At 71.9% G+C, this 23,265-nt stretch carries 26 protein-coding genes and 1 pseudogene; 15 read left to right on the forward strand and 12 right to left on the reverse strand.

The window, feature by feature from the left end; all coding sequences use genetic code 11:
• Positions 1-53 precede the first annotated feature (53 nt).
• Positions 54-1,331 carry a PP2C family protein-serine/threonine phosphatase gene (locus tag ADL08_RS29860; RefSeq protein WP_063885382.1) on the reverse strand — a complete coding sequence of 426 codons (1,278 nt, stop codon included), beginning with the start codon at positions 1,329-1,331 and terminating at the stop codon, positions 54-56.
• A 262-nt stretch (positions 1,332-1,593) separates the two neighbouring features.
• On the opposite strand from ADL08_RS29860, the gene ADL08_RS29865 reads away from it, so the two are divergent.
• The 7 genes from ADL08_RS29865 (at position 1,594) to ADL08_RS29895 (ending at position 7,269) form a co-directional block, all read left to right on the forward strand.
• Positions 1,594-2,127: a DUF6328 family protein gene (locus ADL08_RS29865; RefSeq protein ID WP_107092140.1), complete on the forward strand. Its 534-nt coding sequence runs from the start codon at positions 1,594-1,596 to the stop codon at positions 2,125-2,127.
• Positions 2,128-2,248: 121 nt separating this feature from the next.
• Complete coding sequence (locus ADL08_RS29870; RefSeq protein ID WP_053648477.1) at positions 2,249-3,007, forward strand: PepSY domain-containing protein; 759 nt, start codon at positions 2,249-2,251, stop codon at positions 3,005-3,007.
• 283 nt (positions 3,008-3,290) lie between these two features.
• Positions 3,291-3,827, forward strand: a complete 537-nt coding sequence (locus ADL08_RS29875) for an EF-hand domain-containing protein (RefSeq protein ID WP_053648478.1) — start codon at positions 3,291-3,293, stop codon at positions 3,825-3,827.
• Positions 3,824-4,978, forward strand: coding sequence for an isocitrate/isopropylmalate family dehydrogenase (locus tag ADL08_RS29880; RefSeq protein ID WP_053648480.1), 1,155 nt, complete (start codon positions 3,824-3,826; stop codon positions 4,976-4,978). Before ADL08_RS29875 ends, ADL08_RS29880 begins: the two co-directional genes overlap by 4 nt.
• The gene (locus tag ADL08_RS29885) at positions 4,975-5,637 is read left to right on the forward strand and encodes a cysteine hydrolase family protein (RefSeq protein WP_053648482.1); all 663 of its coding nucleotides are present in this window, start codon (positions 4,975-4,977) and stop codon (positions 5,635-5,637) included. Before ADL08_RS29880 ends, ADL08_RS29885 begins: the two co-directional genes overlap by 4 nt.
• A gap of 8 nt (positions 5,638-5,645) precedes the next feature.
• A complete protein-coding gene (locus ADL08_RS29890) occupies positions 5,646-6,533 on the forward strand; it encodes an SAM-dependent methyltransferase (protein WP_234352314.1) in 888 nt (295 codons plus the stop codon).
• A gap of 76 nt (positions 6,534-6,609) precedes the next feature.
• Positions 6,610-7,269: a hypothetical protein gene (locus tag ADL08_RS29895; protein ID WP_053648486.1), complete on the forward strand. Its 660-nt coding sequence runs from the start codon at positions 6,610-6,612 to the stop codon at positions 7,267-7,269.
• Positions 7,270-7,293: 24 nt separating this feature from the next.
• Here the strand turns inward: ADL08_RS29895 and ADL08_RS29900 are convergent, their stop codons facing one another.
• The 8 genes from ADL08_RS29900 to ADL08_RS29935 all read right to left on the reverse strand — a co-directional run bounded on the left by ADL08_RS29900 (position 7,294) and on the right by ADL08_RS29935 (position 11,221).
• On the reverse strand, positions 7,294-7,725 hold the full coding sequence (locus tag ADL08_RS29900) for a gas vesicle protein K (RefSeq protein ID WP_078968513.1): 432 nt from the start codon (positions 7,723-7,725) through the stop codon (positions 7,294-7,296).
• Positions 7,722-7,937: a gas vesicle protein gene (locus ADL08_RS29905; protein ID WP_053648488.1), complete on the reverse strand. Its 216-nt coding sequence runs from the start codon at positions 7,935-7,937 to the stop codon at positions 7,722-7,724. Before ADL08_RS29905 ends, ADL08_RS29900 begins: the two co-directional genes overlap by 4 nt.
• A complete protein-coding gene (locus ADL08_RS29910) occupies positions 7,934-8,821 on the reverse strand; it encodes a GvpL/GvpF family gas vesicle protein (RefSeq protein ID WP_053648490.1) in 888 nt (295 codons plus the stop codon). Before ADL08_RS29910 ends, ADL08_RS29905 begins: the two co-directional genes overlap by 4 nt.
• A complete protein-coding gene (locus ADL08_RS29915; protein WP_053648493.1) occupies positions 8,818-9,300 on the reverse strand; it encodes a gas vesicle protein in 483 nt (160 codons plus the stop codon). The genes ADL08_RS29910 and ADL08_RS29915 overlap by 4 nt, the downstream gene beginning before the upstream one ends.
• Positions 9,301-9,318: 18 nt before the next feature.
• Complete coding sequence (locus ADL08_RS29920) at positions 9,319-9,567, reverse strand: gas vesicle protein GvpG (protein WP_053648495.1); 249 nt, start codon at positions 9,565-9,567, stop codon at positions 9,319-9,321.
• A 69-nt stretch (positions 9,568-9,636) separates the two neighbouring features.
• Positions 9,637-10,353: a GvpL/GvpF family gas vesicle protein gene (locus ADL08_RS29925; protein WP_053648497.1), complete on the reverse strand. Its 717-nt coding sequence runs from the start codon at positions 10,351-10,353 to the stop codon at positions 9,637-9,639.
• 3 nt (positions 10,354-10,356) lie between these two features.
• Positions 10,357-10,824: a gas vesicle structural protein GvpA gene (locus ADL08_RS29930; protein ID WP_053648499.1), complete on the reverse strand. Its 468-nt coding sequence runs from the start codon at positions 10,822-10,824 to the stop codon at positions 10,357-10,359.
• A gap of 28 nt (positions 10,825-10,852) precedes the next feature.
• On the reverse strand, positions 10,853-11,221 hold the full coding sequence (locus ADL08_RS29935) for a gas vesicle protein (RefSeq protein ID WP_053648501.1): 369 nt from the start codon (positions 11,219-11,221) through the stop codon (positions 10,853-10,855).
• Between the two features lie 203 nt (positions 11,222-11,424).
• On the opposite strand from ADL08_RS29935, the gene ADL08_RS37385 reads away from it, so the two are divergent.
• The gene (locus tag ADL08_RS37385) at positions 11,425-12,324 is read left to right on the forward strand and encodes a histone protein (RefSeq protein ID WP_053648503.1); all 900 of its coding nucleotides are present in this window, start codon (positions 11,425-11,427) and stop codon (positions 12,322-12,324) included.
• A 3-nt stretch (positions 12,325-12,327) separates the two neighbouring features.
• Entirely contained in the window at positions 12,328-13,449 is a 1,122-nt protein-coding gene (locus ADL08_RS29945) for an SRPBCC family protein (RefSeq protein ID WP_053648505.1), read from the forward strand.
• A gap of 91 nt (positions 13,450-13,540) precedes the next feature.
• Here ADL08_RS29945 and ADL08_RS29950 read toward each other — a convergent pair whose 3' ends face one another.
• From ADL08_RS29950 to ADL08_RS29965, 3 genes are all read right to left on the reverse strand, one after another.
• Positions 13,541-14,752 (reverse strand): S8 family peptidase, encoded by a 1,212-nt coding sequence (locus ADL08_RS29950; RefSeq protein WP_053648507.1) that lies wholly within the window; start codon positions 14,750-14,752, stop codon positions 13,541-13,543.
• A 388-nt stretch (positions 14,753-15,140) separates the two neighbouring features.
• Complete coding sequence (locus ADL08_RS29955; RefSeq protein WP_053648509.1) at positions 15,141-17,411, reverse strand: catalase; 2,271 nt, start codon at positions 17,409-17,411, stop codon at positions 15,141-15,143.
• 1,080 nt (positions 17,412-18,491) lie between these two features.
• Entirely contained in the window at positions 18,492-19,853 is a 1,362-nt protein-coding gene (locus tag ADL08_RS29965) for a hypothetical protein (RefSeq protein WP_199837114.1), read from the reverse strand.
• Here ADL08_RS29965 and ADL08_RS29970 point away from each other — a divergent pair.
• The 6 genes and pseudogenes from ADL08_RS29970 to ADL08_RS29995 all read left to right on the forward strand — a co-directional run.
• Positions 19,852-20,558 (forward strand): annotated as a pseudogene (locus tag ADL08_RS29970) (sporulation protein); the annotation flags it as partial. The gene ADL08_RS29965 and the pseudogene ADL08_RS29970 overlap by 2 nt on opposite strands.
• Before the next feature lie 195 nt (positions 20,559-20,753).
• A complete protein-coding gene (locus ADL08_RS29975; protein WP_053648512.1) occupies positions 20,754-21,329 on the forward strand; it encodes a TerD family protein in 576 nt (191 codons plus the stop codon).
• Between the two features lie 115 nt (positions 21,330-21,444).
• Complete coding sequence (locus ADL08_RS29980) at positions 21,445-21,717, forward strand: twin-arginine translocase TatA/TatE family subunit (RefSeq protein ID WP_053648514.1); 273 nt, start codon at positions 21,445-21,447, stop codon at positions 21,715-21,717.
• A gap of 55 nt (positions 21,718-21,772) precedes the next feature.
• Positions 21,773-22,039, forward strand: coding sequence for a GlsB/YeaQ/YmgE family stress response membrane protein (locus tag ADL08_RS29985; protein WP_053648516.1), 267 nt, complete (start codon positions 21,773-21,775; stop codon positions 22,037-22,039).
• A 64-nt stretch (positions 22,040-22,103) separates the two neighbouring features.
• Entirely contained in the window at positions 22,104-22,499 is a 396-nt protein-coding gene (locus ADL08_RS29990; protein WP_053648518.1) for a hypothetical protein, read from the forward strand.
• A gap of 153 nt (positions 22,500-22,652) precedes the next feature.
• Entirely contained in the window at positions 22,653-22,823 is a 171-nt protein-coding gene (locus ADL08_RS29995; RefSeq protein ID WP_031128743.1) for a thiazolylpeptide-type bacteriocin, read from the forward strand.
• The last annotated feature ends 442 nt before the right edge of the window (positions 22,824-23,265 follow it).

Consider the following 23,265-nt stretch of genomic DNA (forward strand, 5'->3'; position numbering starts at 1 on the left):
ACGGTTCGACGCGGTCTCGCTGTCGAACCCGCGCCTACCCGCGTCCGAAGCGATCACTCGTCCTCCGGGAGCGGTCGCGTTTCCGCGGTCGCCCTCCCTCCGGGGCCGGCCGCTTCTCCGCGGTCACCCGCCCCGGGACCCGGCCGTGGTCCTCCGCCGCGTCCGCTCGGGTGCCACTCGGTGAGCAGGATGGTGGCGTCGTCGCGCAGCTTGTGGCCCTGGTGCTGCCGCAGGCCCTGGACCAGGCGCCGGAGCGCCTCGGGGGCGGGGGCGCCGGCCGCCGTGGCACGGATGACGGTGTCGGCCAGCCGCTCCTCGCCGTAGAAGTCGCCTCCGGGCGAGCGTGCCTCGGTGACGCCGTCGCTGTAGAGGAGGATCCGGTCGCCGGGCTGGAGGCGCGCGGTGTGCTCGGTGGGCGGCGTCTCCCTGAGGAAGCCCCAGCCGAGCGGCAGGTCGGGCTCCCGGTCGAGGACGTGCGGGAGGATCCTTCCGTGACGGATCAGCAGGGGCGGCGGGTGCCCGCAGTTGATCCAGGTCAGCCGTCCGTCGGAGGTGTCGAGATGGGCGACGACCGCGGTCATGAGGCGGTCGGTGAACCAGGTGTCCAGGATCCGGTCGATCGAGGTGACGATGTCGGTCAGCGAACCGCCGGACCGGCGGGCCGCCCGGCAGGCGGCGAGCCCGGCCGCGCTGGCTCCGCCGGAGGCGAGGTCGTGGCCCATGGAGTCGATGACGGTCAGGTGCAGGCCACCGTCGTCCAGGGTGTGGTCGAAGGTGTCGCCGCCGATGTCGTAAGCGGGTTCGAGGACCGCCGAGGAGGTGACCTCCGACGTGCCGATGGTCCGCGGCGGCAGGAAGGCCCACAGGAGTTCGGCCTGCACCGTCATCGCCCTCGCCCGTTCCGTCTCGACCAGCAGGTCGCTGTGGGAGGACTTCGACACCATGAGCAGGGCGGCGGCCCCGGCGAGCGTCTGGACGCGTCCGAGCAGGGCGTCGTCCAGGGCGGACGCCGTCACCATCAGGACGCCGACGCGTTCGACCCCGTCGATCATCGGCAGCCAGGCGGTGGCACGGTCCCTCGACCGCTGCACCTGCTGCGTGCGGTAGGCCAGGCCCGCCAGGGAGGTGTCGACGTCGAGCGTCGGCCGGTCGGTGGCGTCCGGTTGGGGCAGCGGGATCAGCCGGATCTGCTGGAGGTCGGTGACGTACATGGCCGTCCCCCGGAGTCCCATGCGGCGGCCCGCGTCCTGGACGAGGCCCGCGAGCTCCCGTACGGACCGCAGGTGGGAGCGGGCCAGCAGATCGCCCAGGGGATCCTCGTACGTCGACACACGACCTCCGCGGCTCTTCTCCGGCGTACTTGCGGCGGCGTGGAGCGGCCCGTCCTCCCCCGGGTGCCTCCGGGGTGGCTCCCAGGCTACGCAGGCCCTCCGGTGATCGCACTCCTCACGCGCGCGTGCGTACGGATGCGTCCTCCCGGTCCCGGCCCGCCGCGAGGAGCTTGTCACCGGGCCGGGAGGTGGGACGGCACCGCACTCCAGGAAAGGAAAACTCCGGGCGGATGGGATGCCGACCTGCGGGAAAGAGGACGCCATGGCTGAGGATGCGATACCCGACAGTGACCGGCGGACCAGAAGACACGAGTCGCCCGAAGAGCGCGCGGACCGGCGCTGGACCGAACTCATCCAGGAGATCAGGGTCGCCCAGACCGGCGTCCAGATCCTCCTGGGCTTCCTGCTCACCGTGGTGTTCACACCACATTTCCAGGGCTTGGAACAGATCGACAAGACGATCTACATCGTCACCGTCGTGCTCGGTTCGCTGGCGACCGGCGCCCTCATCGGGCCCGTGGCCTTCCACCGCATCGTGTCGGGGCGCCGCATCAAGCCCCAGGCGGTCGTCTGGGCGTCCCGGCTCACGTTCCTCGGCCTGGTCCTGCTCCTCGCGACGCTGATCTCGGCGCTCTTCCTGATCATGCGCGTGGCCACGCACGACGGATACGTGCCGTGGCTGGTGTCCGGGGTCTTGGCCTGGTACCTGGTCTGCTGGTTCCTCCTTCCGCTGTGGGCGCGGTTCCGCTACACGAACGGGGACGACAACGAGGACGACTCGTCGTCCGACCGGTGAGGCGGCGTCCGGGCGGGGGGCCGGAGCGGTTTCCCCCGTCCGGACCGGAGGAGGACCGCGATCGGGTGGTTGCGCGGTCCGGTGCGTCAGGGAGCGGAGGGCCCGGGTCAGGAATAGGCGCATGAGTACCTCTCTGCGACATCGACTGCGCGGCCCGGCCATCGCCTGCCTCGCCGCGTCCTGCGCCCTTCTGCTCGCCGCCTGCGGCTCCGAGCAGAAGGAGACCACCACCACGTCCGCCCGGATCGCGCCGACCCAGACGGCCGGCACCGCCGACCCGTCGGCGTCCGTTTCCCCCTCCCCCTCGGCGTCCGCCTCGCCGCGGCTCACCGACGACCAGGCCGAACGCCAGCGGATCGTCCCGGCCACGAAGGTCACCTGGGACAAGGCCATGCAGGCCGCCGTGGCCGCCGTCCCCCAGGGCAAGCTGGTCGAGACCGAGCTGACCTGGGCGCCGCCGAACGCCACCGCGAGCGGCAGCGCCACGGCCACCGCCTCCGCTTCCCCGTCCGCCGGCGCGAGCCCGTCGGCGGGCGCGCGGACGCCCGCGTGGCACACGGGCGTCGCCACGTCGGACGGCACCCTCCATGACGTCTGGGTCGACGGCGTCAGCGGCAAGGTCATCAGCGACAAGCCGGACGCGGACCAGGACGCCGAGGACAAGCAGGAGCTGGCCGACCGGTTGAAGCGGGCCACCGTCACGCCGGAGCAGGCGGTCCAGACGGCCACCCAGGACAACAAGGGCACCGTCACGGCCGTGGAACTGGACGACGCCGCCTGGTCGGTGGACGTGGTCGACACCGGCAACTGGGACAAGACGACGTACGAGGTCTCCACGACCGAGCGCCGGATCGTCCGTCAGGAAGTCGACCGCGACTGACCGTCCTTCCCGGCCTGTTTCCTCCGGCCCGTTCCTCACGCCCGTTCCGGCCCATCCGGCCGGAACGGGCACCACCTCCGGTGACGGCCGGCCACCGGTCGCCGTTGAAAATCCGCCTCCGATTTCCAGCTTTCCGGTGTGCCATGCGCCGCCCGGCGAATTGCCCCCGATCGTGTACGAAAGCCCGGTTCTGTACACCGAAAGCCTCCCGGCGCCTCGATAGTGGATCAACGGCCGGGCACGTGTCCCGGCGTCCTCCTCACCGAAAGCCGGGTGCATCCTCATGCCCACCACCGAGGCCACCGACCGTGTGCGGCTCGTGTTCTCGCTCTTCGACGCCGACGGCAACGGCTTCCTGGAGCCGGCCGACTTCGAGCTGATGGGGAAGCGGACCGTCGCGGCGCTGCCGACGGCCGACGAGAAGGCCGGCATCAGGCTCCTCGGCGCCTTCCGCCGGTACGGGGACACGCTCCTGTCCGAACTGGACGCCGACGGCGACGGGCGGGTCAGCCCCGAGGAGTTCACCGCCGTCGTGCTCGACCCGCAGCGGTTCGACGCCGCCGTCGACGAGTTCGCCGAGGCGCTCTCCGCGATGGGCGACGTGCGCGGCGACGGCTTCGTCACCCGCCCCGACTTCCTCGCCCTCATGACCGCCATCGGCTTCGACCGGCCCAACATCGAGGCGCTGTTCGAGGCCTTCGGCCCGGTGGACGGCGACCGCGTCCCGGTGGCCACCTGGGCGGCCGGGATCCGGGACTACTACCGCCCGGAGAAGTCCGGCATCGCCGGTGACCGTCTCGTCCCCGGCGCCGCCCGATGAGCGGGGGGACCGTGCGGGAGGCCGTGGGCGCCTCCCCGTTAGGCGGCGTCCGGCCCGTGATCGGCCTGGCCGTGGGCCACGGCACGGGCCCGGAGCTGGCGGACGTCTTCGAGCGCGTGCTGAGCGCCCTCGCCTCCGGCCGTCCGGAGGGCGCGGGCGGTGGGGGCGTGGACGTCGTGCGCTCGCCGCGCCTCTACCATTCCTACGTCTCGCTCCGCCGGGGCCATGACGTCGCCGCCGTGCAGCGGCTGACCGCCGAGGACGCCGAGCACTACGAGGCGTGGTGCCGGGACCTGGCCGGACGCGGCACCACGGCGGTCTTCCGCACCGCGATCAACGCCCAGTCGCTGTATCTCGTCCGGCGCCGGCTGCGCGCCGTGAAGGTCGACCTGCTGTCGGCCGACGGACGGTCGCTGCTGCTGGTCCGGGACCAGGCCCAGGGCTTCTACACCGGCGAGAACACGCACACCGCGGGTGAGGTCACCCGCACCCTGGCCTTCAGCCGTGAGATCACCGGCGCGGTCGTCGAGCACGCCCTGGAGCGGGCCCGGCGCGCCTGGCCCGACGGGCGGATCGGCCGGATCGTCATGGCGTACAAGTTCCACCTGCTCGACGGGGCGTTCGACGCGTGGGTGGCCGACCTGTCCGAGCGGTTCGGAGTGCGGATCGAGGTGTTCCAGCCGGACACGGTCAACCGCAACCTGCTCGCCCACGGGCTGCCCGACCGCACCCTGCTGATCGCCGGGAACGAGTGGGCCGACATCATGCACGTCATGCTCCTCGACCGGTACGGCTCCGACCGGCAGGAGAACCGCTGCACGGAGAACGTCTGCCTCGATCCGGCGCTGCGGGGCCTGGTGGAGTACCAGACCGTGCACGGATCCGCCGACGACCTGGCGGGCCGGGACCTGGTCAACCCGGTCGCCACCGTCCGGGCCGCCGCTCTCGTCGCCGAGCACCACGCCGGGTGTCCCGGTGCCGTGGCGGCCGTGGAGACCGCCCTCGCGGTCCTCGACGAGCGGGGCGTGCGCACCCCCGACCTCGGTGGCCGGCACTCCACGGGCGACGTGGTCGACGCCCTGCTCGACGCGCTCGACGTCTCCGGACCGGACGCCGCCCCGCGCGACGCGGCCCTGGTGGGCGGCCCGTGACCGCGCCGGTGCGCACGGCCCTGGTCGTGGTGGACCTGCAGAACGACTTCTGCGCGAGTCCCCTGGCCAGGGCCCGGTTCCCCGGCGATCCCGCGGCCTTGGACGCCGTCGTCTCCTCGACCATCGGAGCGGTCGGGGAGGCCCGGCGCCGGGGCGTGGAGGTGGTGTTCGTCCGGTTCACCGGCGACCCCTCCCACCAGGGGGCGAGCTGGCGGCTGCGGGACCTGGCCCGCGGCAGGCCGCCGAAGTGTCTGGAGGGCACCTGGGGCGCGGAGTTCCACCGCGCCCTGCCCGCCGCCGGCGAGGCCGTCTTCACCAAGCCGGCCCGCTTCGACGCCTTCCTCACGGCGGGCTTCGAGGAGCACCTGCACGCCAGGGGCGTCGAGCACCTGGTGTTCGCGGGCCTGTTCGCGGACGTGTGCGTGGACTCCACCGCCCGCACCGCGTTCCAGAAGGGCTTCCACGTCACCGTCCTGGCGGACTGCACCACGTCCCTGCACCTGCCGTACGAGGAGGTCCTCGCGTTCATGCGCGCCCTCTACGGCGCCCGTACCCCCGCCTCGGACGACCCGTCCGCGTGGGCCGTCCCCGGGGCGGAGCCCCGGCAGCAGGAAGAGGGGGAGAAGTGCGCACCGCAGCCGGTCGGTCCCCGGGGGTGACGGCGGGCGTGGGACGCACCGCCCTGCTGGTGGCCGCCGCCCGCGCCGTCGAGACCCGCCGCCCCGACGCCCTCGCCCGCGATCCGTTCGCCGCCGCCTTCGTCCGGGCGGCGCCGGACGCCGCCGACTGGCCGCTCCATCCCGACGAGGTCCCCGGCGGTGCCTCGGACCCGCTGTGGGGCAGGCTCGGCCGGTACTTCGGGCTGAGGACCCGCGTCCTGGACGATCACCTGCTGGCGTCCGCCCGGTCGGGCGTGCGCCAGGTGGTGCTGCTGGGCGCGGGGCTCGACTCCCGGGCCTTCCGGCTCGACTGGCCCGCCGGGACCGTCGTCCACGAGATCGACTCGGCCGACGTGCTGGGTTTCAAGCAGTCGGTGCTCGACGGCATCGCGGCCGAGCCCGTCGCCGGACGCCGCCCGTGCGCCGCCGACCTCCGGGACGACTGGACGGGAGCCCTACTCGGTTCCGGCTTCGACCCGTCCGCCCCTACCGCCTGGCTCGCCGAGGGCCTGCTGCTCTACCTCCCCGCCGAGGCGGAACGGCGGCTGATCGACGACGTGGACCGGCTCAGCGCCGCCGGCAGCACGCTGGCGTACGAGATCAAGGAGGTGACCGCCGAGTCGGGGCGGGTACGGAGCGGCCCTGTGTACACGACGGCGCGCGAGCGGATCGGCATCGACCTGCCGCGGCTTTTCGCCGCGGGGCCGCGTCCCGACTCGGCCGGGTTCCTCGCCGCCCGTGGCTGGCGGGTGGCCGTGCACCGTCCGTACGACTTCACCGCGCTCCACGGCCGGGGCCCGCTCCCGGAACCGGACGACGCCCTGGAGGCCAACCGCTGGATCTTCGCCGGGGCGGGCCGTCCCGCCCCGGAGCGGGACGGCCCCTCGCGGGGCTGAGGGGGCGGAGCCACGTCGCGGAAGGGTCGTACTGTTGACGTGATCATCATCGGGGCGAGGGTTCACGGGGGCACGCATGACCATCCACCGGCCGGGACTTCCGGAGGACCTTCCGCCGGGCGAGGCGCTGTGGGGCCGCTGGGCACTGCTCGCGGCGATCGGGGCGACCACTGCGGAGGAGCAGCGCGCGAGCGGCTACCGCACGGGGCTCTGGGTCGACGCCGAGGGACTCCACCACGACGACTCCGGCTGCACCTGGTGGACCATGTCCCGGCTGGGCGAGGGCCGCTTCGTGCTCTACGGCGAGGACGAGTCGAGCGGGGTGAAGTGGCACAGGACGCCGATCGACATGCTGGCGGGCGGGCCGGACTGGCTGCCGTACGACGAGCTGCGCGACCGGATCGAGGGGTACGAGCTGGGCTGCGTCTACTGGTACGAGGACGGGGCCTGGGCCCGCGCGCCGTATCCCGACGACCTCCGGGACGACGGTCTGGACTGCGGCATGAGCGGGTTCGTCGACCGGGAGCAGGTGCTGGGAGAGCTGTCGGACCGCGTCGACGACCCGGACGGCGACGGAGTGGGCACGGCGGGTTTCCTGGCCGACGCGGAGGCGCACCGGCTGCGGCCGGAGTTCCTCCTCGGACGGTTGCGGCCCGCCCGCCACGACGACGCGCCGCTCGACCTGCCCGCCGTGGCCAGGGCCCTCGACCTGGCGGGCCTCACCGGCTCCTCCTGACGGCGCGGGCCGGAGTCGTGGTGCTCAGTCCGCCGGTGGCAGCAGGGGGCCGAGCGGGCCGAGGTCGAGGTTGAGGTCCTGGAGCGTGTAGCCGTGTTCGGCGCAGAGGTCGGACAGGGCGTCGTGCAGGGCCATCAGGGTGGCGCCCAGTTCCTCCTCCTGGTCGTCGGTGAGGTCGCCCGCGTCGACGCGCCGCAGCGCCTGTCGCTCGATGAGCTGGCGCAGCAGTTCCACGACGGTGAGGACCAGTTTCAGGAGGTCCTCCTCGACCGACTCGTGGTCGGTCCGGAGCCGGCGCGCGGGGCGCGGAGGTTCGTCGGCCGGGGTGGGCGGGGCCTGGAGGAGGCGGAAGGCGTCGTTCAGGGCGCTGCCCGCCCGGTCCAGGGGCGGGGACGCCCCCGGGGACGGCTCGGAAGGGGTTCTCCGCTCCCCCGGCGCCGGGTCCGGCTCGTTCACGCCCGCTCCCGGTTCATCGGTGCCAGCGGGTCCGACTCCGAGTCCACGGACACGATCAGGGCGCGGAGGGAGACGCGGACGAGGTCGATGTCCGCGATCGACAGCACGATGTCGCCGGAGAGGACCACTCCCCCGCTGAGCAGCCTGTCGAGCAGGTCGACCAGGGCGACCTGCCGGCCGGGCAGCGACTCGGTGGGCCGGGAGACGGTCATGGCGCACGCCCCTCCCCGGCGGCTTCGGGTGCGGGCGGCGGTGACGGTGTGGCGAAGGAGTAGGGGGCCCACGGCCCGGTCACCTCGACGCGTACGCCGTCGAGGCCCTCCACCGCCTCGGTGAGCGCCGCGCGGAACTCCTCGGCGCGGTCGTACGGGACGAGATAGGCGTCGTTGAGGACGTTCTCCTCCGGGCCCGCCAGGGCGCCGTGCTGGGCGGGGTGGCGCACCCGGTGCGTGGTGAAACGGGAGGCCAGGGCCTCGACGCGGTCGGCGGCCTCCTGGGCGTGCCGGTAGCGGACCTCCTGGGCGCTGTGCTGGGCCCGGCGGCTTCGCAGATAGGCCTTGCCGGGGGTGAGGGAGGTGTCAGCGGCGGTGTTCTCGTGGGGATCCGAGGAGCCGGTGGGGCTGAGGTACAGCTTGACGCCGAACTCGCTCCGGTCGCGGAGGAGGGCGATCCGTTCGGCGAAGGCCCCGCGCTGGGCGGCGAGGGCGCGGCGGGCGCGGTCGTCGTTCTGGTAGACGGTCGCCAGGCGCAGCGGGAGGACGGTGCCGTGGCGGGCGACGGTCTGGACGACCTCGTGGTGGGCCCGGGCGACGCCCTCCAGCCATTCCAGGTCCTCGAAACGGGCCTTCAGCGTCCGCTCGTCGAACTCGTCCGGCGCGACCCGGCTGACGACGAACGCGACGGGGGTCGACGGGAACGGACGTGCGGGTCCGGTATCGGGATCGGATTCGGATACGGCTCCGGATTCGAGGTCGGGTTCGCCCAGGAGGGACACGGGAGCACCCGACACCCCTCGGAGATCCTTGAGGGACGCGCGTACCTCCGGCGTGTCCGGAGCCGCGGCGTACACGTAGGTGAGGTCTCCGTGGCCGTTCATCTACTGCGCTTCCGTGGTGGCCTCGCCCTCGTTCCCCGGCCGGGAGGCGCTTCTTCTTCCGGCTCTTCCGGCTCTTCCAGCTCTTCCACGTCCTCCGCGTCTTCCGCGTCTTCCGCGTCCTCGACGACCTCCCCGGTCACGAGCCTCTCGCGCCGCAGCGCCTCCAGCTCCGCGCGGAGCCTGCGGTTCTCCTCGGCCAGCGGGCCACCGGTGTGCTTCGAGGAGAGCGAGGGGTCGTGCTCCCACCAGTCGATGCCCATCTCCTTCGCCTTGTCCACGGAGGCGACCAGGATGCGCAGCTTGATCGTCAGCAGTTCGATGTCGAGCAGGTTGATGCGGATGTCCCCGGCGATGACGATGCCCTTGTCGAGCACCCGCTCCAGGATGTCCGCGAGGTTGGCGGAGGAACTCGGGCCGTACGGCGAAGGCGCCGCCCGGGAGGGGACGGATCCGAACCGGTCGGGCAGGGGGTCAGACACGGCGGCCTCGATTCCGGGTCACGGCAGCCCCCGCCGGTAGGCGTCGATCTCGTCCAGCCGGTCGAGCAGCTCGTCCTCGCGCCGGTCGAAGGTCTCCTGATCGATCTCTCCCCGTACGAGCCGGCTCTCCAGCTCCTTGAGCTCCCGCCAGACGGGGGCCGGGTCGTAGTACTCCTCCTCGGCCTCCTCCACGACCCTCCGGGCGATCCAGGCGGCACCGCGCACCGGGGCGACGGGAAGCGTGAGCAGCTGCGTCAGCAGTCCCATCCTCCGGATCTCCTTCCTTGTCCGTCCCTGCTCCTGTTTCTGCTCCTGCTGCTGTTCCTCCTGCTCCTGCTACTGGACGAAGCTGTACGGAGGCAGGGGACCGCTCAGCCGGAACTCCACCCCGTCCCCGAGCTGCCGCACGAGACCCGAATGCGCCGAGAGGAACTCCTCCTTCCGGTCGTCGGAGATCAGCAGCGAGAGGTTGAGGAAGTCGTCGCCGGACGCCGGCCGGACGTTGTGCTCCCTGGCGTACGGGACGAGCGCGTCGGCCAGTCCGGCCGCGAGCGCGTCCTGCCGTTCCTCCACCTGTGCGGCGACCATCCGGCCGAGGGTCAGTGGAAGCTGGGGGTCCGGGTCCCCGGCGCGGATCCTTTCGTTGAGCTCCCGGGTCTCGGGGGTCTCCCGCAGGATCTGCCGCAGGAGCTCCTCCTCGTTCTGGGAGGCCCTCACGTGGTACTCGGCGCAGCCGTCGAGCCGGTCCAGGTTGGCGAGGTAGCCGTCGGCGTTCTCGCGGAGCGCCTGTTCGACCGTCGCCTCGTCATCGGCGGTGTAACCGAACTGGAGGGGCAGGACGGGGCCGCCCTCCATGAGGCGTTCCTGCACCTCCTGGTGGATCAGCAGGTCGCGCCGCTTGGGCCGGATCTCCTCGGAGACGTCGCTGACCACGGCGTACAGCGGTCCGGACGCGAGGGCGCGCACCGGGGACGGCTCGGCGCCGACGCCGGTGACGTCCTCGACGGCGAGGGGGTGGTCCTTTCCCGTGATCGCGTAGACGTAGAGGGCCATCGGTCACTCCTTCTCCCGGCGCGGCGCGCGTCGGGCGGGGGGCCGCTTGCGTCGGGGAGCGGGCTCCTCCTCCGCTTCCTCCTCCTCGTCCGGCTCCTCGTCGTCACGGGACTTCCCGGTCAGGGACTCGGTGACGGCGTCGACCGCCCCGCTGAGCGCCCCTTTGGACTTGCCGTGGGCCCCGCCCTCCATCATGCCGCCGACGACCTCGGGAAGCTGTGCCGGAGCCTTGCGGCCGGATTCGAGGTCGAGCCTGTTGCAGGCCTCGGCGAAGCGCAGATAAGTGTCCACACTGGCCACCACGATCCGGGCGTCGATCTTGAGGATCTCGATGCCCACCAGCGAGACGCGGACGAAGACGTCGATGACCAGCCCCCGGTCCAGGATGAGCTCCAGGACGTCGTAGAGGGTGCCCGAGGAGCCTCCGCCCCTGCCTACGGCGCTGCCGCCGCCCTGCGGCACCATCGTCATGGCGCCTCCCTTCACGGCCGAACCGTTCTCAGAACGGCCGATCGATCATCCCGCGGCTGTAGCGGCGGGTGCGTTCGAAGGAGATCAACGCGCCTTCCTCGTCGAGTGAGACCTTGTAACTGGCCAGCACGCTGGTCGTGTCGGGGATGCGCTCCAGCTCCAGCACCTCCACCTGCGCCTCCCACCCCGAATCGGTGGGTTTCAGCGAGGAGACCGATTCGGGCGCTCTGCCGAGCAGCTTCGCCAGTTGTTCGGCGGCCGAGCTCATCGCCGAGCCCGCGTCGACGCCTTTCGCCTTGCGCGGCGCGGGTTTCCGCCGGGTGGGGGCGCGCTCCCGCCGTTCGTCTTCGGCACGCGGGGTGGCCCGCCGAGGGCGATCCGAATCTGCTGAGGCCATGTGGCACTTCCAGAAGACGTACAGCCAGTTAGAGCTAGAATTTCACGATATAGGGACAAATGCCATGTCCGGGAGAGCAGGCCCGCTCCCCACGCCCGAACGGGGCGTCCTTCACAGGCATATGCGCGGAGGTACGGCCCGGTACGGAGGTTTCGTACGAGGCGGCGGCGGGGCCTCAGACGCCCGGTGAAGGGACAGAGGTCATGGATGACACGTCCAAGATCGCCTTGGCGGCCGCGGTGGCCGGGGGCTACGTACTGGGACGGACGAAGAAGGGGCGTCTCGCGTTCACCGCGGCGACCTACCTGGCGGGGCGACGTTTCGGCCTCGAACCTCGGCAGCTCATGACGGAGGGCCTGAGCAAGCTCAAGGAGATACCCCAGGTCGCGGAGATGGGTGACCAGCTGAAGGGCGAGGCCCTGAACGCCGGCCGCCAGGCACTCAAGGCCGCGGCCAACCGCAAGCTCACCGACCTCGCCGACTCGCTCCACGAACGGACACTGGCGCTCGGCAGCGGCGGTGACGAGGACAACGAGGAGGAAGAGGAAGGGAGTTACGAGGACGAGGACGAACAAGGGGACGAACAGGAGGACGAGCAGGAGGACTACGAGGACGACGAGTCGGAGCCCGAGCAGTACGACAACGAAGAGGACGCATGGGAGGAGGAAGAGGAAGAGGAACCGGAAGAGGAAGGGGAGGAAGGGGAGGAAGAGGAGGGGGAAGGGGAAGGGGAGGAAGAACCAGAGGAGGACGAGGAGGGCGAGGAGGACGAGGAGGACGAGGCCGAGCCGGAGAAGCCACAGCCGCGCCGGTCCTCACGTCCGTCGTCCCGGTCACGCGGTGCGGCCGCGCCCGCCAAGAAGGCGGCGGCGAAGAAGCCGGCCGCGAAGAAGAGCACCCCCGCGAAGAAGACCGCTTCCGCCGGGAAGAGTGCCCCCGCGAAGAAGAGCGCTCCCGCCAAGAAGACGACGCCGCGCAAGGCGACGGCGAAGAAGACCGCGCCCGGGAAGACCGCGGCCAAGAAGACCACGGCACGCAAGCCGGCGGCGAAGAAGACCGCCTCGAAGAAGACGGCCGCACGCAAGCCGTCGACGCGGAGGTAGGCCATGGCACCCGAAGACCGCACCCAGTCCAAGGAGTCGGGATCCGGGATGGACCGGCTGCTCGGCGAACTCGGCGGCTTCCTCTCCGCCCAGACCGGTCAACTGGCCGAGAAGGCCACGGACAAGCTCGGGGACGTCACCGGACAGCTCCAGAACGTGGCCGACAACGGCGGCAGCATCGCGGACATCGGCGGGCGCATGCTTCAGGGGGACTCCCCCGTCAAGGCGATGATGGGCCACGGCATCAGCGGCCTGAAGGACAAGGTCACCGATGCCGCGTCGAACCTGTTCGGTAAGGGGAAGGGCAAACGCAAGAGCGGCAGCCAGAAGATCACCAGCATCGTCGAGACGATCGACGTGGGCGCTCCGCTCCGGAGGGTGTACGACCACTGGGCCCAGTACGAGGACTTCAGCGGCTTCACGAAGGGCGTGCGCAACGTCTCCCAGGGCGACGAGACCTCCAGCGACTGGAAGGTCAAGGTGGGTCCCTCCACGCGCAGTTGGAAGGCGACGGTCCAGGAGCAGGTGCCGGACGACCACATCATCTGGACCTCGGATGGCGCCAAGGGGTCGACCCGGGGCTGCGTCAGCTTCCACGAGCTGGGCCCGTCGCTCACCCGGGTCCTGATCACCGTCGAGTACTACCCCTCCGGTTTCTTCGAGAAGACGGGCAACGTCTGGCGCGCCCAGGGGCGTCGGCTCCGTCTCGACCTGAAGCACTTCCGTCGTCACGTGACCCTCACCGACGACGAGCCGGAGGGCTGGCGCGGCGAGATCCGCGACGGTGAGGTGGTCCGCACGCACGAGGAGGCCATGGAGGAGGAACAGGAAGAGGGCCAGGAAGAGGGCCAGGAAGAGGACGGGCTCGACGAGGAGGAAGAGGAAGGGAAGCCCGAGGAGGAGGACGGGGAGGACGAGTCCGGGGAAGGGGACGAGGAGGAGTACGAGGACGAGGAGGACGAGGACGCCGAGCCCGGCGAGGAATACGACGAGGAGGACGAGGAGGAGGACGGAGAAGAGGACGAGGACGAGGAGGAGGACGGAGAAGAGGACGAGGACGAGGAGGAGGACGGAGAAGAGGACGAGGAGGAGGAGCCCGTCGGCCGGGGGCGGCGTGGACGCTGATCCCCCGCCGACACCCGGACCTCCGGAACCGAACGGGCCCGCCGCGCCCTCCTGGGAGAGGGCGCGGCGGGCCGTCGTCGGTCGGTCGTGGTTACTCCACGATCTTCAGGAGCTTGTTGGCGGTGCCGGGAGAGGCGTTGCCGATCTTGTCGGCGCTCGCGCCGCCGACCAGCGCCTCGGCGACCTGGGCCGGAGTGGCGTCGGGGTGGCCGGCGAGGTAGACGGCGGCGGCGCCGACGACGTGCGGGGTGGCCATGGACGTACCGGAGATGGTCTTGGTTCCGGTGTCGCTGTCGTTCCAGGCGGAGGTGATGTCCGAGCCGGGGGCGTAGACGTCGACGACGGCGCCGAAGTTGGAGAAGCTGGACTGCTGGTCGTCCTTGGTGGAGGAGGCGACGGTGATCGCCTCGGCCACGCGGGACGGGGAGCCCTGGCCGGCGTCGGAGGACTCGTTGCCGGCGGCGACGCCGAAGGTGACGCCGGAGGCTATGGCCTTCTTGACCGCTTCGTCGAGGGCCGGGTCCGCGCTGCCGCCGAGGCTCATGTTGGCGACGGACGGGCCCTGGTGGTTCTCGGTGACCCAGTCGATGCCGGCGATGACCTGCTCGGTGGTGCCGGAGCCGTTGTCGTCGAGGACGCGGACGGCCACGATCTTCGCCTTCTTGGCGACGCCGTGGGCGGTTCCGGCGATGGTGCCGGCGACGTGGGTGCCGTGGCCGTTGCCGTCCTGGGCGGTGTTGTCGTTGTCGATGGCGTCGAAGCCGTCGGAGGCGCGACCGCCGAAGTCGCCGTGGCCGACGCGGACGCCGGTGTCGATGACGTACGCGGTGACGCCCTCGCCCCCGGCGTCGGGGTAGGTGTACTTCCGGTCGCCCGCGGTGTCCGCCTGGTCGACCCGGTCCAGGCCCCAGGAGGGCGGGTTCTCCTGGGTCTCGTTGATGGTGAAGGTGCGGTTCTGGACCACCTTCGCGACGGCCGGGTCGGCGGCGAGGCGCTTGGCCTCGGTCTCGGTGAGGTCCTTGACGGAGAATCCGTTGACGCGGGAGTCGTAGCTGCGGCGCAGCGTGCCGCCGTACTCCTTCGCCAGCTCGGTCTTGCCGGCCTTGTCGGTCGTCTCGTCGAGCAGCACGACGTAGCTGCCCGCCACGGCGTTCTCCGCGCCGAGGCCGTAGACGGTTCCCTCGGCGGGGGTGGGGGCCGCACCGGCGAACGGGCCGGTGGCGACGGTCACTCCGGCCGCCGCGGCGATCGCGGTCGTGACGGCGATGATCCTGAACTTGCGGGCACGCTTGTGAGTTGCCATGAAAGAGGGCTCTCCTCGTCAGGATTTGTGGGGGGTTGGGCCACCGGAAGGAAACTCTCCGGCGGCTCGCTCGAAACCCTGACTGATTGACGAGTGCAAATCAACGGGCCTTCACAGAGCTATGACTTTCTCAACAAGGTTTCTTAAAAAGTGAAGGGACAAGTCACCCCAACTCGCCCACACGGATCGATGCTTCCCTGCCCGCATGACGACAACGAGACCCGTATGACGACAACGGGCCTCTTTAGGAAGGCCGTTGACGGGCCTCGTACCGGAACAGCTCCGTCTCGCGCCGCTGGTCGAGCCCCGGCGCCGCGACACCCGCCCGCACACACGTGTGCCCGCCGTTCGGTACGGCGGGCACACGCGCGGCGCGGACGGGGGGAGGTCAGAGCGCGGCGGGGAAGCGGTCCCAGACGCGGTGCTTGGCCAGGAGCGGGGTCAGGCCAGACAGGACCGCCTCGCCGCTGTCCGCGAGGACCACGCCCGGGGCGCCGGTGGGTACCGAGGCCGCCTCCAGGACGGTCTCCGCGCCCGCCCAGCCGCCGATGGCCTTGGCGTGCCGGAAGGCCTCGGAGACCAGCAGCGCGAGGCGCGGGTCGACGACGCCGCCCCGGCCCGGCTCTCCGGCCTTGGCGTCGCGGGCTCCCCGGGCGTCGGCGCCCGGCGCGGGGGTGCCGACGAGGACGAGGGCGTCGAACTCGACCGAGCGCGTGGTGGCGAAGGTGCGCTGGACGGTGATCGCGTCGGTGCCGTCGCCGAGCTTCCCGCCCGCGGGCGCGACGACCAGCGGGACCATGCCCGCGTCGAGCACCGCCTGCCGGAGGGCGCGTACGCCGTCGGCGTCGGTGGATCCGTCGGTGACGATGCCGACGACCCGTCCGTCGGAAGGCCATTCCCCGCCGACCTGCGAGAGCGCGGGGCTGGGCCGCACGTCCACCGGGGGCTGGGTCGCCTCGGGGGCGGGCAGGCCGAGTCCCGCGGCGACCTGGGCGCACAGCTCGGAGTCGATGTTGGCCAGGGCGAGGAGCTGGCGTTCCTTGATGGCCTGCTCGTAGCACTTGCCGAGCTCGAAGGTGTACGCGGCGACGATGTGCTCGCGTTCGACCGGGGTCATGCTCAGCCAGAACAGGCGTGCCTGGCTGAAGTGGTCGGCGAAGGAGGAGGGCGCCTCGCGGACCTTGCGCGCGGCCGGGAGTTCGACGGGCACCTCGACGAAGGCTCCGGTGTCCGCTCCGGCGAAGAACGGGCAGCCGCCGTCCAGGGAGTTCGGCTTGTAGGGCGCGACGCCGGTGTGCACGGCCTGCTGGTGGAAGCCGTCGCGGAGCATGTCGTTGACGGGGGCGTGCGGCCGGTTGATCGGGATCTGGTTGAAGTTGGGCCCGGCCAGGCGGGTGATCTGGGTGTCCAGGTAGGAGAAGAGGCGTCCGGCGAGCAGCGGGTCGTCGGTGACGTCGATGCCGGGGACCAGGTGGCCGACGTGGAAGGCGACCTGCTCGGTCTCGGCGAAGTAGTTGGACGGGTTGCGGTTGAGGGTGAGCAGTCCGATCGGCCGGACCGGGGCGAGCTCCTCGGGGACGATCTTCGTCGCATCCAGCAGGTCGATGCCCTCGAAGGTCTGCTCCGGGGTGTCAGGGAAGGTCTGGATGCCCAGCTCCCACTGCGGGTACGCGCCCGACTCGATGGCGTCGGCCAGGTCCCGGCGGTGGAAGTCGGGGTCCATGCCGCACGCGATCTGCGCCTCTTCCCAGACCTGGGAGTGCACGCCCAGCTTGGGCTTCCAGTGGAACTTGACCAGTGTCGTGGCGCCCTCGGCGTTGACCAGCCGGAAGGTGTGGACGCCGAAGCCCTCCATCGTCCGGAGGGAGCGGGGGATGCCCCGGTCGGACATGTTCCAGATGGTGTGGTGCTGCGCCTCGGTGTGCAGGGAGACGAAGTCCCAGAAGGTGTCGTGGGCGCTCTGGGCCTGCGGGATCTCCCGGTCCGGGTGGGGCTTGCCCGCGTGGATGACGTCGGGGAACTTGATGGCGTCCTGGATGAAGAAGACCGGGATGTTGTTCCCGACCAGGTCGAAGACGCCCTCCTCGGTGTAGAACTTCGTCGCGAAGCCCCGGGTGTCCCGGACCGTGTCGGCCGAGCCGCGCGAACCGAGCACGGTCGAGAAGCGGACGAAGACCGGGGTCTCGGCGTCGGCGGCGAGGAAGGCCGCCTTCGTCACGCCCGCCGCCGTGCCGTACGACTGGAAGACGCCGTGCGCGCCGGCACCGCGCGCGTGGACCACGCGCTCCGGGATCCGCTCGTGGTCGAAGTGCATGATCTTCTCGCGCAGGTGGTGGTCCTGGAGCAGGACCGGCCCGCGGGGGCCCGCCTTGAGCGAGTGGTCGCTGTCGTACAGGCGGGTGCCCTGCGCGGTGGTCAGGTAGGAGCCGCTCTGCGCGACCCGTGCCTGCTCCGCGCCGGTCGGCTGGCCGGTGGGGCTGACCGTCTCCGGGCCGGTCTGGTCCGGCTTCGGCGGCAGCGGTCCGTGCGGCTCGGTGGGCTCCTCGACCGTCACGGGCCGCGAAGAGGGAGCTCCGGGGACGCCCTCGGCGGGGCCGTTCTCCCGGAAGGGTTCGGTCAGCTTGTCGACGGCTGCTTTGAGGGGGTTCTCGGGGGACATCGTCTCTCCGTGGTCAAGGGCAGGGGACTCCGTAGTCATGACCGGTTGCCGGGGCGCCATAACGGCCGCGCCGCCGATCTCCGTCCAACGGCACAGCGCCGTTCGCGCCGGTGGGCCGCTCTGGCGCGGCCCCTCCGGTGCGCCGGCCGTGGACGGACCCGTCGGGTACGAGCGGAGGGTCCGTCGTCGTCACCTGCGGGGAAGGGGGCCGCAGGTGACGACCCGTACGGGAGCCGTTCGCTCACCGGCCGCCTGCCCCATCGCCCGCACCCCACACCTGCTTTCCGATCTCGTACTCGAAGTGCTCCGGTGAGGACATCCTTCTTTCGGCCATGTGCACAGCGAGGTGCGGCCCCGCGCCGCAGGGATCGGTGTACCCGGCACGAACACCCATTCGCCTGCCCGCGCGGTTCGTGCCGCTTCCGAAACACATGTGTTCGACACGCCCGGCGGCCTCGTTGAGCCTCGTGACACTCCACCTCCTCACCTCCGGAGGCCGCCTTGCGTCCCGTACCGATCCCCCCGACTCCCCCTCCCACCACGGCCCGGCCCCCGGCCGTCGTGCCGCTCCCCCGCCGCGCCCCCGGCTCCGTCCCCGCCGTGCGACCCGGGACGAGGGGGACGGCATGAGCCACGACGACAGCGCTCCGGGGGCGGCCGCGACGGGGAGCACCTCGGCCTCGGAGCAGCTCCTCTTCGGCGGCGAACTCACCTACGACTACGGGTGGGGCGCCCACGACGGCGCCTGGCTCAAGCTCGGCCTCCGCTCCATGGCCGCCTCGCTGCCCCGGCAGGTCGCGGTCGCCGTCCTGCTGGCCCGCCGGGCGGATCCACGGGCACTCACCACCGTCGCCGTCGGCGAGATCGTCCGCGGCGTCGCCCGGGCCGTCTCCCTGATCGCGGTCAACGCCCTGCTCGTCGAGCTGCTCGCCCCCGGTGACATCGCCGGCCGGCTGCGGGCGGCGCTGCCGGCGCTCGTCCTGGTCGCCGTCCTCGCGGTCGTCGGGTCGGCCTGCCACTCGGCGTCGACCGCCGCGACCGGGGTGGCCGCGTTGACCCGTGACCGTAGCGTTTCCGTGCTCACAGACCGGCGTCGGCGAGGATCCGGTACATCCGAGGGAGCGGCAGCGCGGGATGGGCGGCGGCTTCGTCGGCGACTTCGGGGTCCGCGTCCGCGAGGAGTCCCTCCAGGAGCTCCTGCGTGACCTCGGGATGACGGGCGACTCCCCGGCGCACGAAGGGTTCGGGGTCGACGGCCAGCCGCCGGAGGGCCGTCTCGGGCAGTTCCGGGTCTTGCAGGGCGACGTACCGCACGTGGGGGTCCGGCTCGTCCACGAACGTGCGCAGCACGTGCCGGGGGAAGCGGGGGTGGTCGACGAGGAGGGGGCGGACGTGGAAGACGTCGCCGTGGGCGCGGACCAGTCGCTCCAGGACTTCGGGCGGCGCGTCCGGCCGGCGGGCGGCGGCCCGCCGGACCGAGAGCCGCGGGTCGTGGTCCAGCCGGTTCCACGCCTCTTCCGGCAGGTCGCGGCAGGAGGCCAGGGCGCGCCGGAGAGCCGGATGGGGAGAGTCCAGGTGGGACAGCCGCTCGGTGAGGGGCGCTTCGCGCAGCCAGTGCGGTTCGGCGTGGTACCAGCCCAGGGCCACCTCGGCCTCGACGGAGCCCGCCTCGCGTTCGGCTTCGACGAGCGCGTACAGCCTCTCCCGGGTGGCCGCGTCGACGTGCCGGCTCTGCGCCACCGCGATCCGTACGACCGGGTCCTCGGTGTCCAGGAGCAGAGCGACCATGTCGGCGGTCAGGTGCGGGTTCTCCGCGAGGGCCTGGAGGACCTCTTCGTCCCCGGTGCGCGCGAGCCGTGCGAACCGGTCCGGCGTGAGCGGGACGTGACGGGCGATGTTGGTGCGCGTGGCCGGGTCGGCGAGGCAGCGGTCCCGCCATTCCGGCGGAACTCCCGGCTCCTCGCGCAGGGTGGCGGCCGTGCGGACCCGCGGATCCGGATCGGCGAGCATCGCCTCCTGCACGGCGGGGGGCCGGTCGTGCCAGGCATGCGCGACCGCGGCGCGCAGCTTCGGGTTCTCCGACGCCGCGAGCGCCGTACGGGGCAGGCCGTAGGCCTCCTCCAGGTCGTCGATGCCGAGCGGTACTTCCCGGTCCACCATCTGCCGGACGAAGTCCGGGAAGGCGTCGCGGATCGCGGGATCGGAATGCTCGGCGACCCTGCGGCGCATCGCCGGGGAGAGCCGGTCGCCGTGGAGACCCATCGCCATGTCCTCGTGGCCGTGCGCCAGCAGGGCTTCCACGAGCGCGTCCGCCCACTGTCCACGACGCGACGAGATCCCGTGCCTTCCGGCCCGGTGCGCGAGCAGACGCACCAGTACGTCCTGAGGGGCGGCGGGATTCCGTCCCAGGCCGGACACCTGTGGATGGTGGAGGTGTGTCATGCGCCCAACGTATCCACTCGGCTCGCTCGGCACAGGGGGCCCTTCGGTGGACACCGTGCTCGATCCGGGCGCGGTGGCGCCGGGCGGCGTCCTCGGCGGGCAGGTCCATCTCCGGGGAGACGACGCCGACTTCACCGTCGAGCACCTCACCCTGGAGCTCGTGGCCCGCGTGGAGGCCGAGCACGACGAGGGGGAGTCGGAGGGCGCGGTCGTCTTCCACCGGCACGTGGCCGAGGGGAACTTCCGCCTCGCGGAGCACGAGCGGCGCAGCGTGCCCTTCTCCTTCCCGCCGCCGCGGGAGACGCCGATCACCGAGCTGTACGGGCAGGACCTGGGCATCGCCCTCGGGGTGCGCACCGAGCTCGGCGTCGCCGGCGCGCGGGACGAGGGCGACCTGGACCCGCTCACGGTCTCTCCCCTGCCCGCCCAGGAGGCGGTCCCGGAGGCCTTCGGCCAGTCGGGCTTCGGCTTCGAGTCGGCCGACCTGGAGCCGGGCCGCGTCCACGGCACCGGCCAGCAGCTGCCCTTCCACCAGGAGATCGAACTCATCCCGGCCGCGCGGTACGCGCACCAGGTCGACGAGATCGAGCTGACGTTCCTGGCGGGCCGGCCGGTCTGGAGGTCGCCCTGGAGGCCGACAAGCGCGGCGGCCTCTCCTCCGAGGGCCACGACGCGCTCACCCGTTTCAGCGTGGGCCACCACGAGGTCGAGGGCGACGAGGAGTAGGACCTCCCGCCGCCGGGGAGGCTCGTGACCGCGTACGGTCGCGGCCCTCCCCTCCCGGGGCCGGTCCGGCAGACGGGCGCGTACCGCAATTTTCTACACTGCTGTAGATTTCCAGCACTGGTACTCGATGATCCGGGGCCGGGCCCGGCCCGGTCCCGTACGAAGGGATGCGGCATGGGTGTGAGTCTGGCCAAGGGCGGCAACGTCTCGCTGAGCAAGGAGGCCCCGGGACTGACCGCGGTCGTGGTCGGTCTGGGCTGGGACGTGCGGACGACCACCGGCGCCGACTACGACCTGGACGCCAGCGCGCTGCTCCTGAACGAGGCCGGCAAGGTCGTCTCCGACCGGCACTTCGTCTTCTACAACAACCTCACCAGCCCCGACGGTTCGGTCGAGCACACCGGCGACAACCTCACGGGCGAGGGCGACGGCGACGACGAGAGCATCAAGGTCGGCCTGTCCGCCGTCCCCGCCGACATCCAGCGGATCGTCTTCCCGGTCTCGATCCACGACGCCGCGAACCGCGGCCAGAGCTTCGGCCAGGTCCGCAACGCGTTCATCCGGGTCGTGAACCAGGCCGACGGCGCCGAACTCGCCCGCTACGACCTCTCCGAGGACGCCGCCACCGAGACGGCCATGGTCTTCGGCGAGCTCTACCGGCACGGCGCCGAGTGGAAGTTCCGCGCGGTGGGCCAGGGGTACGCCTCCGGCCTCGCCGGCATCGCGGCCGACTTCGGCGTGAACGTCTGACTCCGGCGCGAACGGCCGACTCCGGCGTGAGCGCCCGACTCCCGCGTGAACGGCCGGCCCTCTCCCCCACCCATGCCCTCCCGCCCCTCGCCTCACCGAAGAGGACACGGACACCATGTTCGGCATCAGTGAAATCGCCATCCTGCTCATCGTCGTCATCCTGCTGCTCGGCGCCAAGAAGCTGCCCGGCCTCGCCCGTTCGATGGGCAAGTCGGCCCGGATCCTCAAGAGCGAGGCCGCCGCGATGAAGGCCGAGTCGGTGCCGCCGTCCACGCCGCCCTCCACGACCGAGGGGCCGACCGTGATCACGGGGATCGTCCACCCCGCACCGGGCGACACCACCCGTCCTCCGGCGGGCCCCTCCGGCCCCGACGCGCCCCGCGTCTGAGCCCGGCCCCGCCGGACACCGCCCCCGGCACCGTACGGAAAGCAGCCCCTCCTCCATGAGCATCATCAGCTGGATCGTCCTCGGGCTCCTGGCCGGAGCCATCGCCAAGGTCCTCCTGCCGGGCCGCGATCCGGGCGGGTTCATCGGCACCACCGTCATCGGCATCGCCGGTGCCTTCCTCGGCGGCTGGCTCTCCGCCCGGTTCCTCGGCCGGCCGGTAGAGAATCAGTTCTTCGACCTCGCCACCTGGGGCGCCGCCATCGCCGGGTCTTTCGTGCTCCTGGTCGCGTACCGCCTGCTGTTCGGCAACTCCCGCGACTGACCCGGCGATGAGGGTGCGCCGCGTGCGGGCGGCGTCGTCACACCCCCGCCGTACAGTTCGCCGCATGAACGTTTCCCTGTACTACAACGCGCGCCGCGCGACGCCGCCGACCGAGGCCGAGGCGGCTGCCGTGGCGCGTGTCGTGGCCGCCCACGCGGCGTCGTTTCCGTACGACGACGAGGAAAGCCCGTACGCGTACGACAGCAGGGCGGACCGGCCCGAGGAGATCTTCGCCGGGTCCACCAAGATGCCGCTCGACCCGGGCCGTCTGCTGCCGGTGATCGCCCACGTCCTGGACTCCGTGACGGAGGTGCGCCGGGCCCTCCCCGGCGCGGAGTGGCACGTGCACCTGGACGACGGCGACGTCCCCTGGGACGAGACCGAGGGGTACGTCCTGCCCGGGATGCGCGACGCGGACCTGATCGCGGAGCTCGCGGCGGCCCACGGCACCGACGGGTAGGACGGCGCGCGCAAGCGGCGCGTCAGCGATTCGTCAGCGGTGTGTCAGCGGGAGGCGTGCCCAGCGGTGAGCGGAGGGCGGTGGAATGGTCCCGTACCGGTACCCACGAGGTCACCGGCCACGGCGATCCGCCTTGACCCATCGGGAGGCACCATGAACAAGGACCTGAGCACCCTCGCGGACGAGATCCTCGAGCTGGAGGCCGAGACCTTCGAGATCTCGGACTACTCGGACGCCAGCGAGGTCGTGCTGGCCGGCTGCACCAGCACCAGCTCCACCTCGACCTCCAGCTCCACCTGCAGCACCACCTCCTGCTCCGCCTGACCCACGGTCGGGGCGACAGCGTCCGCCGGCCCCCGGCCGGCGCGGACCGCGCCCGGTCGGTGCCCCTCTCCGCGGGGAGACGCGCACCGGCCGGGCGTTCGCCATGCCCTCGCACCCCTCCCCCTCCCGGCCCCGTCCGGGCGCGCGTGAATACCACGGCAACGCCCGGGAAACGCCGTACGGATGCCACATCGCCTACGGGACAGGCGAGTTCGGCCGGAAGGTGCCGGGGCCGCCTCCACCAGTGACGCTGCCGCCGCGTGTCCCGTCCCGTCCTCCCTCCGCGCCCCTCCGGCATTTCACGGACCCCCTTGACCGTGCGTTCTACGCAGGTAGACACTCACCACTGCCACACGGCCGAACCACGCGTGAAGACGGCTTCACAGGTGCTCCGTCCTGCCCGTGGCCGTGGGACACGTCTCCCGGAAGTGCCGTGGCATGC

Origin of the sequence: Streptomyces sp. NRRL F-6492 (assembly GCF_001280125.1) — a bacterium.
Classification (GTDB): domain Bacteria; phylum Actinomycetota; class Actinomycetes; order Streptomycetales; family Streptomycetaceae; genus Streptomyces.

Bases quoted from the DNA above. Each gene is read 5' to 3' on its own strand.
- ADL08_RS29910 (WP_053648490.1), bottom strand. From the start codon at position 8,821: ATGAACGGCCACGGAGACCTCACCTACGTGTACGCCGCGGCTCCGGAC.
- ADL08_RS29980 (WP_053648514.1), top strand. From the start codon at position 21,445: ATGTTCGGCATCAGTGAAATCGCCATCCTGCTCATCGTCGTCATCCTG.
- ADL08_RS29865 (WP_107092140.1), top strand. From the start codon at position 1,594: ATGGCTGAGGATGCGATACCCGACAGTGACCGGCGGACCAGAAGACAC.
- ADL08_RS29935 (WP_053648501.1), bottom strand. From the start codon at position 11,221: ATGGCCTCAGCAGATTCGGATCGCCCTCGGCGGGCCACCCCGCGTGCC.
- ADL08_RS29985 (WP_053648516.1), top strand. From the start codon at position 21,773: ATGAGCATCATCAGCTGGATCGTCCTCGGGCTCCTGGCCGGAGCCATC.
- ADL08_RS29995 (WP_031128743.1), top strand. From the start codon at position 22,653: ATGAACAAGGACCTGAGCACCCTCGCGGACGAGATCCTCGAGCTGGAG.
- ADL08_RS29930 (WP_053648499.1), bottom strand. From the start codon at position 10,824: ATGACGATGGTGCCGCAGGGCGGCGGCAGCGCCGTAGGCAGGGGCGGA.
- ADL08_RS29895 (WP_053648486.1), top strand. From the start codon at position 6,610: ATGACCATCCACCGGCCGGGACTTCCGGAGGACCTTCCGCCGGGCGAG.
- ADL08_RS29945 (WP_053648505.1), top strand. From the start codon at position 12,328: ATGGCACCCGAAGACCGCACCCAGTCCAAGGAGTCGGGATCCGGGATG.
- ADL08_RS29905 (WP_053648488.1), bottom strand. From the start codon at position 7,937: ATGACCGTCTCCCGGCCCACCGAGTCGCTGCCCGGCCGGCAGGTCGCC.
- ADL08_RS29955 (WP_053648509.1), bottom strand. From the start codon at position 17,411: ATGTCCCCCGAGAACCCCCTCAAAGCAGCCGTCGACAAGCTGACCGAA.
- ADL08_RS29870 (WP_053648477.1), top strand. From the start codon at position 2,249: ATGAGTACCTCTCTGCGACATCGACTGCGCGGCCCGGCCATCGCCTGC.
- ADL08_RS29920 (WP_053648495.1), bottom strand. From the start codon at position 9,567: ATGGGACTGCTGACGCAGCTGCTCACGCTTCCCGTCGCCCCGGTGCGC.
- ADL08_RS29875 (WP_053648478.1), top strand. From the start codon at position 3,291: ATGCCCACCACCGAGGCCACCGACCGTGTGCGGCTCGTGTTCTCGCTC.
- ADL08_RS29975 (WP_053648512.1), top strand. From the start codon at position 20,754: ATGGGTGTGAGTCTGGCCAAGGGCGGCAACGTCTCGCTGAGCAAGGAG.
- ADL08_RS29925 (WP_053648497.1), bottom strand. From the start codon at position 10,353: ATGGCCCTCTACGTCTACGCGATCACGGGAAAGGACCACCCCCTCGCC.
- ADL08_RS29990 (WP_053648518.1), top strand. From the start codon at position 22,104: ATGAACGTTTCCCTGTACTACAACGCGCGCCGCGCGACGCCGCCGACC.
- ADL08_RS29950 (WP_053648507.1), bottom strand. From the start codon at position 14,752: ATGGCAACTCACAAGCGTGCCCGCAAGTTCAGGATCATCGCCGTCACG.
- ADL08_RS29880 (WP_053648480.1), top strand. From the start codon at position 3,824: ATGAGCGGGGGGACCGTGCGGGAGGCCGTGGGCGCCTCCCCGTTAGGC.
- ADL08_RS37385 (WP_053648503.1), top strand. From the start codon at position 11,425: ATGGATGACACGTCCAAGATCGCCTTGGCGGCCGCGGTGGCCGGGGGC.
- ADL08_RS29965 (WP_199837114.1), bottom strand. From the start codon at position 19,853: ATGACACACCTCCACCATCCACAGGTGTCCGGCCTGGGACGGAATCCC.